The following is a 10398-nucleotide window of genomic DNA, read 5'->3' as shown; positions in this document are numbered from 1 at the left end:
ATTTCACTGGAATACGCAAACGTTTTAAAGTACTTCAGATGGGTCGAGTCCTTTCTGGCCAACATACGGCGCAATACGGCTACACCTATTGACGCCCTATGATTACACCTTACGGTCTTGGATAAACGCGACATTTGGGATTTAAGTAAATTTATAACTGATTGAAATAGCGGGGAACTGCGTTATTAGATGACGAAGTTGGGTTAACAAGTATTGGCATATGACCATACCTCATCGACTTGATGTTAGCTTTAAAACTAATTTAAGCGCGATTGCCCTGTGGCCCAGTTGTAGAGTGCAGTTAAGTTGCCCCAGAAGTCGTATCTAGTGTATAAGTTGAACGAAATTGAATAACAATTTGTTCGACAAGGAAACTAGGACCATGGAAAATCATATGAAAGCTCGCAACGTCATGCTTTCCTCTCTTGACTGTGCCCGCTTACGCGATTTACTGATAACTGCGAACCAATTCGGTTCTACACACTCCGCTCTCTTAGACAGGTTGGAAGCCGAACTTAACCGGGCTACTATTGTCGCTCCCGAAGAGATTCCCCCCTATGTAGTCACCATGAATTCATGTGTCCGCCTCACCGATACAGCAACGGGTGAAAAGATGCAATATACGCTGGTCTTTCCCAGCGATGCGAACCTTCAGCAAGGCAAGTTATCCATCCTCTCCGATCTAGGTGTTGCTATCATCGGATTTTCTGTTGGCAATACGTTTGAATGGGCACTCTCAGATGGGACTAGAAGCATGCGGGTTGATATGATTTACTTTCAGCCTGAGGCAGTTAAATAGTACAGCTTATAAAACTCATACTAGCTCGGATGTGTTGAACAACGCGAAGCGCATCTGTAGCAATTGCTACGGTAGGTTTCTCATCATCCTACGAGCTCAAAATGATTGAAAGTCTATTGTGCCGCCTGATCTACCCTTTAAGAAACGCCACACTGTTTCATCAAGCCTTGCAAATGGCTTATACCGACCCACTATCCAAAACCAACAATCGGATAGCTTTAAATAGCACTTTGCTGCGGGAAATAAGCCGCTCCAAACGTGGCAATCAAAGATTATCTCTGATTTTTGTCGATGTCGATCACTTTAAATCAATGGTGACTTGGCTTTGGCTTCGGTTGCAAGCTGGGTGAAAGATAGCGTAAGGGGTTGCGACACCGTATTTCGCTATGGCGGTGAAGAGTTTGTGATTTTATTGGCAGACACTAATCAAACCGATGCCGCCATCATCGCCGAACGCGTGCGCAGTAGCATTGAGTCCCACACCCTGGCTTATGGTATGAATGTATTGAATATCACTGCCAGTCTGGGTGTCAGTTCTTTACGAGAAGATGACAGCACAGAAAGCTTTGTTAAACGCGCTGATGCAGCAATGTACACAGCCAAGCAAGAAGGCAGAAACCGGGTTTGCTTAGGCTAACCCTCAATGTCTTACTTTTGATTCGAATTACGTCGGCCAACAAAAACCTGCCAAACACAACCGCCCCATACGTGGCCAAGTCAGAAAAACGTAACCCAAGCCTGTCAGAGTTTTGGCAGGCCAATATGATCTGACTGCATTGGAACTGATTCTGAAGTATCCCTATATTGCACTTACAGCCTGAAGCTTTAGCCTGGCAAGCTAATCCGAATTCCTGGCTTAAGCAGCCTAGATAACCCAACCCCTGGACGAAGATCCTATTTGAAACCAAGCGTGGACAAATAGTCACGAAAATTGATTTATGCTACTAAAACGCCTATGTTTAGCTTTCAGGTTTAAAAATCAAAAATGAAGGAGTTAACATGGAAATCAATATTATTGATATTCTAAATACAGGCGTGACAGGCTTTGCTTTCTTAATGCTTTATCTTGGTTTTAAATTAACATCTGACGTTCAATCCAAAATATTCGAACAACGGCCAGAGTCTTTTCATGACATTGAGATGTATAAAGAATGGAAAAGTTTGGTTTGCTCTCAGATCAATAACACGCGTTATTTCTTAGGCTTTTCACTTTTCTTCTTTATTGGTGGAATTCTATTACTAATGTACCAAGCTGAAAGCAAAATAATACTGTCCATTTCCCCACCTGAACAACCTTATAAAACCTTGGTTTTCCACCAAACCGAAAAACTTGACCTAAATAATACAGGTCGAGCAACCATTTTGGTCAAAAACGAACAGAACATAAGCATTGATATAAATGAGGTAATAAATAAGAATATTGAACTCAGCAAAAACATTAAGTTACAAGAGGAAGTGTTAAAAAGAATGGCTATTACAAATGCCAACGCTTCCAGTGACTCTGGATTTTGACAGGTATCAGCATGAAAATAATACTACTTATATGTAACATATTGCTAATTTCTCCACCTGTTCACGCTGAAAGCCTATTTAGCGAAAAACTAAATTCAGCCAATAGAATTTTCGACCAAAAAGACTACCCAAAAGCCTTGGACGTGTTAAAAAAATCCCACCCCCTGGCAAAAACTGAAAAAGACCAAGTCATTTTATATAATTCAATAGGCTGGACATACTTCAATAATGGCAATAATAATGAAGCCATAAACTACCTGGAAAAAGCCCTACAGGGTGCAATAAAAATAAACAACACTGAATTGGCACAAAAAACCTCTAACAACCTAGGAATCATTTATTACTCATTAGGAAATATAGATAAGTCTAAGGAATATTTCACAAATTCATGGTCAAAAAATTCAGAAACATCAAAAAACTATTTATCGCTCATTAAAGAGCAAGAAGAAGCCAACAGAATGAACTCAATACTTTCAAAAGGTATTAGTTATAGACTGAATACAGAATTTGAGAAAGCAATAATTGAGTATGAAAAAGTTCTATCTACATCCCCTGATAATATAAGAGCACTTGACTATAAAGGCTACGCACTGTTTAGACTTGGCAAATATGAAGAAGCATTAGTGACTTTGCAAAAAGCAAACGTAATAAAACCAGAAAACACCAATACTCTAATTAATTTAATGAAGACTTATTGCGCACTAAAAAAACCTGATAATGCAGTGTTAATTATAAAAAATAATAAAATATTTTTAGAAAAAAATAGAGATTCAATCGTAGCTGACTCTGAATTAATATCTGTTTGTGGTGAATCAGTTATAAACAATTTTTAACCTGATTAGCAAGTTTTCTCAGCTAATCCTCCTCAAATCCTAAAAATCTTCATTTCGACAGGGAATGCCGCAATCTAAACTTGGATAGCGCTAAGCTTACCATCCATGATACTGAATGCCCGCGTCCTGACTGGCATGACGGACTTTTTCGTCATAGCTGAAGATACTAACTAATCAGGTGAAAGTTTGATATTTGTTTGGAGCGGATTGAATAAATGGTTCGCAGATAGCTGTTCTAAGATAATTAAATAGGGTTGTGTCAGATCACAACGAGGTCAGTGTTATTAATTTCTTCATCAATTCAGCCTGACTATGCACACTCATTTTTTGCATCATGTGCTTAATATGATTCCGAACAGTTTCCTGCGAACGAAAGGTGTTAGTTGCAATTTCAGAAATAGAGGGGTTATTCATAAAGTGCTGTGCGCAAATAGCCTCACATCTCGATAACTTATAAATACCCATCAAACGATCCAGCATAGGATCACTCTCCTTATCATGGGTAAATGCAAGAATAAAACCATCCTTATAACACTCCCATTGGTAAAGATTTTTTAATTCCGAAATCGGAATCAACATAATTTGACAGGAATGGCATTGATTATGAATGGAAGCACTCTGGTTAGCTTCAATCAGCGCCAGCAATCGCTGCTCAATGGCAGGGTTTTTCATGCTAAATTGATTTTGCGAAATTTTTACACAATCCATCTGATTAATAATTATTCCAAAGATAGGATCAGAAAAAATTATATTTAATCGATGATCGACAATAATATAGCTATCAAAATGCCCACCTAAGTAATGACGCAATTGGCTATCTATTTTATGTCTTTGTTCAGCATGTATTGCTTCATCTAAGGCTGGAATAAGAGCTTGTAAAGTTTGCTTGACTTGCAGTTGCTCCGCTTCATTAAATGCCACGCTACGACTTAGCAACAGACTGAGGGCATTTTTTTGATTACAGGGTATGGATACGCCAAAACGATATAGTGGCTTATCAAGCGTACTAAATTCGGCTTTTCCAACTTTTCGAGCAGTCTCACTTAGAGCTTGATCGTAAAAAACACTCAGCGGATTTTTACTGATGAAATGATTGAAATCATCCAGTCGATTAAGTTTATTTTCATACTGCTCTTGATAGTCCTTTTCGATATGAGCACTGAACAGAAAGCGTGTATTTTCACTATCCATTAAATCAGTCACCAGCAAAGCACTAGTATCACAATTAAGCTGCTGAGCAAGTTCATCAAGAAACTGATGCCAAATCAAAGGATGTCCAGGAGCCTTAGACAGTATTGCGATTAGGTGGGTGTTGTCGGAGATATGGCACATCAAGTAATACCCCTGTTATATTTATGTACTCATCTCCTTGCTATTTATTCAGACATTCCTTTCATGTTTGTATCTCTAGCATAGCGCTTAAATTTTTGATTTGCCATTAAATTGACCCATTTAGGTCATGGTGACTTGCCTACAGTTGGTCTAAGCTGAACTCTCAGTACTTAGGGCCGAGCTTGGTCCATTATCGGTTGTGGGGGACAAGACAATGACAAAAAATCAATATGTACTCATTTTGTTCACGCTGTCATGCTTCATGGCAACTACTGCCAGTGCTGAATCGACATCGACCTTGGAGCGTTTGAGTGCCGATAAAGCCTGTGTCCGCATGGCCGCCAAAGGCTTGCGCCCCATTGCCAATCAACAATCAGAGCGTTTTTTAGGAAAAGTCACAGAAGATACGGCTGAATGCCGAGGTGGCAAACGAGCCATGGCTCAGCGTGATACGGTTTGGGTAGATTGGGCCAATTACTGGGGCACTGGCGATGCAAGTAGTAAAGCCGGGGGTTGGGAGTCTCTTACCAAGCTAGCAAAACATCTCAACCCGAATGGACGTGGTGTCGACGGTGCCTTGATGGATTTGGAATATCAACGCATGGAGCTGCTGCGATTCAACCTTTACGACAATAAAACCTATGATATCTACATCAAGGGCGACGGCGATATGCCTGGACCTGTGGTAAAAATTTGGGATGCGATGCGCTTGCCGGAAAATAATCGGTACTATCAGCAGGTGACTAACAATAAAGGTCAGCAGGTCTGTACTGGCGAGTTGATTCGTCATCGCAACATTACCGGCATCTGTAACGATATCTTCAATCCAGCCATGGGCGCGTCCAACCAGTTATTTGCCCGCAACGTCAGTTTCGATTCGACTTTCCCGGATATGGGCGCGAACGAATTGGTACGCAATCGGCATGGCAATCGCTTGGCTTTGTTAAAACCCGACCCGCAAGTTATTTCGCGTAAATTATTTACCCGCCAACAGCACAAACCCGAAGCCTGTAACCAGGGTCAGGGCTTGCCGGACAACGCTGTTTCAGCTGAATGCGACTATAAAAAAGCCCCGTTTTTTAATGTTCTGGCTGCATATTGGATTCAGTTTATGACCCACGATTGGTTTTACCATTTACGGGAAGGCCAAAATACCGAAGCTCGCATGCCGGTTGGCTGTAGCACGCAATTGGTGAACAATAAAGAACAAGCGCTGACGCCAGAGCAGGCCGCCAAATTAGGCTGCCGACCTAATGATAAAGTCGATGTACCTTTTTTTGCTCAGAAAGAGCCAGCCCCCACATTTACCCACGATGGCAAAACTTATCTAGCACGTGCTCACCGCACCACCGAAAATACCGTGACGGCCTGGTGGGATGCCTCGCAGATCTACGGTTTCGATGAGTTGTCGGAAAAACGTGTGAAACGCGATCCTAACGATCCAGCTAAATTATTGATGCAGCCCAGGGGTAGCCATACCGGTGCGGGCGAAAAGCTAGGTTATCTACCCGTCTTTAACAGCTGCGAAAATGCGGATACAGAATGCTTGGCGGACCCTATCAATCCTGCCTGGAAAGGCCAGGAAGCTGCAGGATTTGCCGATAACTGGACAGTGGGTATGAGTTTTTACCACAACATGTTCGTGCGCGAACACAATCAATTTGTTGATGCCTTCCGGGCTAAAGCGGCCTCCATGCCCAATACCGACTCCGGCTTACGCAATCCCGACAAACCGAATGAGGTGATTCCGTATAAAAAAGTCAGCGCAGAAGAATTGTATCAGGCCGCCCGCTTGGTGGTTGCCGCCGAAATTGCCAAAATTCATACCATAGAATGGACCACCCAGTTACTCTACGACGAGCCCTTATATTTGGGTATGAACGCCAACTGGAATGGTTTGGTGCAAAAAGACAACCCGGTCTCCAAAGTTTTGGAAAAAATCGTCGTGAATCGCTTGGCCAAATCCGGTAACGAAATCAAGGCCAATCAGTTCTATTCGGTGTTTGCTTCGGGTGCCGGCATATTTGGTCTGGGCAGCCACCGCTATCAAGAGCATGCCAGGTTTCTGGGGCATTTGAGCGGCAAGAAGGATATCTGGGATTTAAGTAATCTGGAACATGTCAACGGCGGTATCAATCACTTCGGCTCGCCGTTCAATTTTCCGGAGGAATTTCCCACGGTATATCGCTTGCATCCATTGTTACCGGATCTGTTGGAATTCAGGGATTTGAAATCGCCTAACACCATAAGCAAAAAAGTGCCGGTAGTCAGCACCTTCCGTGGTAAAGCCACGCAGGCCATGACCGATGGCGGTTTGAGTAGTTGGGCGCTGAGTATGGGTAGGCAACGTTTGGGCTTGTTGACCTTGCAAAATCATGCCCAATTCCTACAAAACCTGGATTTGCCACGTCTACAAACGGAAACCAACAAAATCGATATTGCCGCGCTGGACGTGATTCGGGATCGCGAACGCGGTTTGCCGCGCTTTAACGAATTCCGTCGTCAATACGGACTTAAACAACTGACCAGTTACGATGACTTTATCGACAAACGCGTACCCACCGCCAGTGCCGAATATAAAGAGCAACATCATTTGATCAAATTGCTACGCGAAGTTTATGGACAGCATAAATGCGATGCCAGCAAGGTCATTACCGATGCGCAATTGAATGATGATGGATCACCCATCAACGATTGCCTGGGTCATCCGGACGGCAGCATAGTCGACAATATCGAGGATGTGGATACCGTAGTGGGCTGGTTATCTGAGTTCACACGTCCGCATGGTTTCGCCATTTCAGAAACCCAATTCCATGTGTTTATCTTGAATGCCTCTCGGCGTCTGTTTAGTGACCGCTTCTTCACCTCCAGTTTTCGGCCTGAATTCTATACCTCAATGGGCGTAGATTGGGTTTTGAATAATGGCCCGGATGGTAAGTTATATGAAGCCAAAGAGTCTAATGGTCACAAGGTCGAGATATCGCCTTTAAAACGTATCATGCTCCGCACCATGCCTGAGCTCAAAGATCAACTGGCGGGAGTCGTCAATGTATTTGACCCTTGGGCCAGAGATAGAGGCAACGATTACACCTTGCAATGGAAACCGCAAAAAGCCGCTGCAACGGATTCCAGTTTTCGATAAGCCTTAACCGTCAGGGGGAATCGTTGATGAAACCAGACATGCCAATTGAAGATTTGGTTGCCGAGATGAGCATGCGGATTGCCGCAGTCATCTCGGACGAAGCGGAAAGCGGTATCGTGCCACGCTTCAATCAGGCCAAAAGTATCGCCTGCCTCGATGCGCAGTTTAGGGTCCACGCTGATATTCCGGTTGAATTAAAGCAGGGTATTTTTGCAGAAGCCAAAACCTATCCTGCCAAACTACGCTTTGCCAATGCCACAAGCCGGGACGATGCAGAAAAAGATGTACGCGGATTATCGATCAGATTATCCGGCGTGAAGGGCGAAGTGCTGTGGGGCGAACCGGGTTTTCAGGACTTTATCCTGAACAGTTACCCGGCGCTATTCGTCGCCACACCGGAAGATTTTTTGAGTTTTATTCGAGCGCGGCAGGCCAATAAAAAACTCTGGTTTTTTTTAAACCCGCTCGATCCACACCTGAAGTCCTTGGGGATTGCTTTTAAATCTCGCCAGAAACATCTTTGTCCTTTTGATGTGCGCTATTGGAGCACTACACCTTATCGCTTGGGCGAAAACACTGGTCAGGTGGTCAAATATTCGGTGATCCCTAGTTCTGACTACACGACGATACAGGCGGTAGAGCCTGGCAGACATCAACTGCGTGCTGCGGTAAAAGCACATTTACAGCAAGCGCCCGCCCAATTTCATTTTGCCGTGCAAATCCAGACTGATGCTTACAGCATGCCGATTGAAGACGCTTCGGTAATATGGGATGAAGCCGTTTCTCCTTTCCGGATAGTAGCCACCCTTACCCTAGAAAACCAGGATTTTGATAATCCGGAAACCATGACGGCTTGCGAACGTAGTAGTTTCAACCCCTGGCAATGCCTTGCTGCTCACGAACCTTTGGGCCGCATGAATCAGGTTCGCCGAGAGGTTTACGCCAACGCCGCTGCAGTGCGAAATAAGGAGTAACAACATGAACGACACCGTCAATAGCTGGTTAAGTAAAACACGGGAAGAACTGGATGAAATTTATCTGAATGCCACACCCGGTCAGATTCCGGATGGCGACACCCAAGGCACCGCGATTCTGGCCGGTTCCATGTTTGCCAAACTGGTGGCGTTTTTTGCAGGTGTGTATGCCTGGCAGGGTAAGCGGTTTGATTTGTTTTGCCCCGGCGGACAGGCAGGTGTGCTGGTTAATAAAATTACCGCATTCAGCCTGACGTTTATCGTCGCCAAAGTCTATATCGATAAAAGCTGGCTGGATCAAAAAGACACCATCGTCATCGATTATGCCAAAACTTCGTTTTTTGCCAAAGCCATCCGCGACGAGATTCGCGAAATCGAACCGGGTGTGTATTTGGGCAAGGTCTGGTGGGGTAAAAAGCGTATCCTGGATTTTGCCTTGACGCGCAAAACTAGCTAGCAAGGTGTTTTAGCATGTTTAACTTAACAAGTTGGCTAGCATGACACCCCAATCCAACTTCATGATTGTCGCTACGGTGCGTGAAGGACAGTTAGCCGCATTACGTGACTTGTTGGCTGGCATGAACAAAAGCATAGGCCTTGCCGACCCTGATAATGCGTTAGTACCATTCGGCCGTTTTGAACGCCTGCATATGGCTCGCTTTGTCATCATTGAGGCAATTACCGCCAATGATATTAGGGCTTATGGCAAGCCCCCCTACCCCTGGCAGCCAGCCTTGGCATTCATTGGTGATTGCGATGGCAACAGAGATGCATTTCTGGCAGAACTGGTCAAGTACGCTGGAGCCGGTTTAGAAATATTGTTTTCATATTGCGAAGGCTTTCCGGATGCCAATAGCAGAACGCTGCTGCAATGGATGAAAGCACATAACATCAAGCCTGCCGCCAATTACATTAACTGGTTGGGCCGCACCGTCGTGCAAGTGCATGAAGAAGCGGCTTTGCATGGTTGTTTGATCGATTACCTGCAAGAAGCTGTCACTGAAGTCGGCAAGCAAAATCCCCGCGCTTTACGGCAAAAACTTTTATCGCATGTAGAAATGCAAAAATACGCTGGCCTCCTCAAACTGACTCCGGAGCAACCAACACCTTGGTGTTGGCGAATTCGGAACCGGCTGCACAAGATCGGGATACCGTTGATATTATTGCTGTTATCACCGTTATTCCTGATCTTGGCGCCTTTTTTTGCATTACGCCTGCGTATGTTGGAGCGTTCCGACCCCGAACTATTCATCCGCCCGGATAGAGAGCACATTAAAGCCTTGGCTTTGCTGGAAGACCACGACGTCAGCAACCAGTTTAATGTGTTTGGCGATGTCAAGCCGGGGCTGTTTCGCTTGCTGACGTTCAAGTTTTTGCTGCTGTTGACCGATTATGTGGCACGGCACATCTACAACCACGGTTTCCTGACCCGGATCAAAACCATACATTTTGCCCGCTGGGTGTTCATGGATGACAACCGTCGGGCTTTTTTCGCCAGCAATTACGATGGCAGCCACGAGAGTTATATGGACGATTTCATCAACAAAGCCGGCTGGGGATTAAATGCCGCCTTTAGTTGCGCCATCGGTTACCCAACCACCCGCTGGATACTGAAAGATGGCGCGGAACGCGAGCAGCAATTCAAATACACCCAACGCCGGCATCAAATCCCTTCCGAAGTCTGGTACAAAGCTTATCCTGATTTGACGGCTACCGATCTGGCCCGCAATTCCCGCATTCGCAAGGGAGTGGAAATTCGTCAGCACAATGACGAAGAAATCCGCGCATGGCTCAGTGAAATCTAAG

At 44.7% G+C, this 10398-nt stretch carries 8 protein-coding genes and 1 pseudogene; 8 read left to right on the top strand and 1 reads right to left on the bottom strand.

The features are described from left to right. The first annotated feature begins 382 nt into the window (after positions 1-382). The 4 genes and pseudogenes from A1359_RS14710 to A1359_RS14690 all read left to right on the top strand — a co-directional run bounded on the left by A1359_RS14710 (position 383) and on the right by A1359_RS14690 (position 3144). Positions 383-799 carry a GreA/GreB family elongation factor gene (locus tag A1359_RS14710; RefSeq protein ID WP_066984567.1) on the top strand — a complete coding sequence of 139 codons (417 nt, stop codon included), beginning with the start codon at positions 383-385 and terminating at the stop codon, positions 797-799. A 101-nt stretch (positions 800-900) separates the two neighbouring features. Then, positions 901-1436: pseudogene (locus tag A1359_RS22000) on the top strand (GGDEF domain-containing protein). A gap of 362 nt (positions 1437-1798) precedes the next feature. Next, entirely contained in the window at positions 1799-2311 is a 513-nt protein-coding gene (locus tag A1359_RS14695; protein ID WP_066984558.1) for a hypothetical protein, read from the top strand. Between the two features lie 11 nt (positions 2312-2322). Beyond that, positions 2323-3144, top strand: coding sequence for a tetratricopeptide repeat protein (locus tag A1359_RS14690; protein ID WP_066984555.1), 822 nt, complete (start codon positions 2323-2325; stop codon positions 3142-3144). Positions 3145-3408: 264 nt separating this feature from the next. On the opposite strand, the gene A1359_RS14685 is transcribed toward A1359_RS14690, so the two are convergent. Further along, the gene (locus A1359_RS14685; protein WP_066984552.1) at positions 3409-4476 is read right to left on the bottom strand and encodes a helix-turn-helix transcriptional regulator; all 1068 of its coding nucleotides are present in this window, start codon (positions 4474-4476) and stop codon (positions 3409-3411) included. A 214-nt stretch (positions 4477-4690) separates the two neighbouring features. Here A1359_RS14685 and A1359_RS14680 point away from each other — a divergent pair, with 214 nt between their 5' ends. Genes A1359_RS14680 through A1359_RS14665 form a run of 4 tightly spaced genes read left to right on the top strand, consistent with a single transcriptional unit; the run spans position 4691 to position 10397 of the window. Next, entirely contained in the window at positions 4691-7618 is a 2928-nt protein-coding gene (locus tag A1359_RS14680; protein WP_083960662.1) for a peroxidase family protein, read from the top strand. A gap of 26 nt (positions 7619-7644) precedes the next feature. Then, positions 7645-8592, top strand: coding sequence for a catalase family protein (locus tag A1359_RS14675; protein ID WP_066984548.1), 948 nt, complete (start codon positions 7645-7647; stop codon positions 8590-8592). 4 nt (positions 8593-8596) lie between these two features. Continuing rightward, a complete protein-coding gene (locus A1359_RS14670) occupies positions 8597-9049 on the top strand; it encodes a hypothetical protein (RefSeq protein ID WP_066984545.1) in 453 nt (150 codons plus the stop codon). A gap of 40 nt (positions 9050-9089) precedes the next feature. After that, positions 9090-10397 (top strand): hypothetical protein, encoded by a 1308-nt coding sequence (locus tag A1359_RS14665; RefSeq protein WP_066984542.1) that lies wholly within the window; start codon positions 9090-9092, stop codon positions 10395-10397. Position 10398: the final 1 nt, after the last annotated feature.

It is taken from the genome of Methylomonas lenta, from assembly GCF_001644015.1.
GTDB lineage: Bacteria > Pseudomonadota > Gammaproteobacteria > Methylococcales > Methylomonadaceae > Methylomonas > Methylomonas lenta.
The sequence above is the reverse complement of the archived record's forward strand: the minus strand, read 5'-3'. Positions and strand labels throughout refer to the sequence as shown.

Excerpts from the sequence above, each read along its gene's own strand:
- A1359_RS14710 (WP_066984567.1), top strand. The coding sequence starts at position 383 with ATGGAAAATCATATGAAAGCTCGCAACGTCATGCTTTCCTCTCTTGAC.
- A1359_RS14695 (WP_066984558.1), top strand. The coding sequence starts at position 1,799 with ATGGAAATCAATATTATTGATATTCTAAATACAGGCGTGACAGGCTTT.
- A1359_RS14690 (WP_066984555.1), top strand. The coding sequence starts at position 2,323 with ATGAAAATAATACTACTTATATGTAACATATTGCTAATTTCTCCACCT.
- A1359_RS14685 (WP_066984552.1), bottom strand. The coding sequence starts at position 4,476 with ATGTGCCATATCTCCGACAACACCCACCTAATCGCAATACTGTCTAAG.
- A1359_RS14680 (WP_083960662.1), top strand. The coding sequence starts at position 4,691 with ATGACAAAAAATCAATATGTACTCATTTTGTTCACGCTGTCATGCTTC.
- A1359_RS14675 (WP_066984548.1), top strand. The coding sequence starts at position 7,645 with ATGAAACCAGACATGCCAATTGAAGATTTGGTTGCCGAGATGAGCATG.
- A1359_RS14670 (WP_066984545.1), top strand. The coding sequence starts at position 8,597 with ATGAACGACACCGTCAATAGCTGGTTAAGTAAAACACGGGAAGAACTG.
- A1359_RS14665 (WP_066984542.1), top strand. The coding sequence starts at position 9,090 with ATGACACCCCAATCCAACTTCATGATTGTCGCTACGGTGCGTGAAGGA.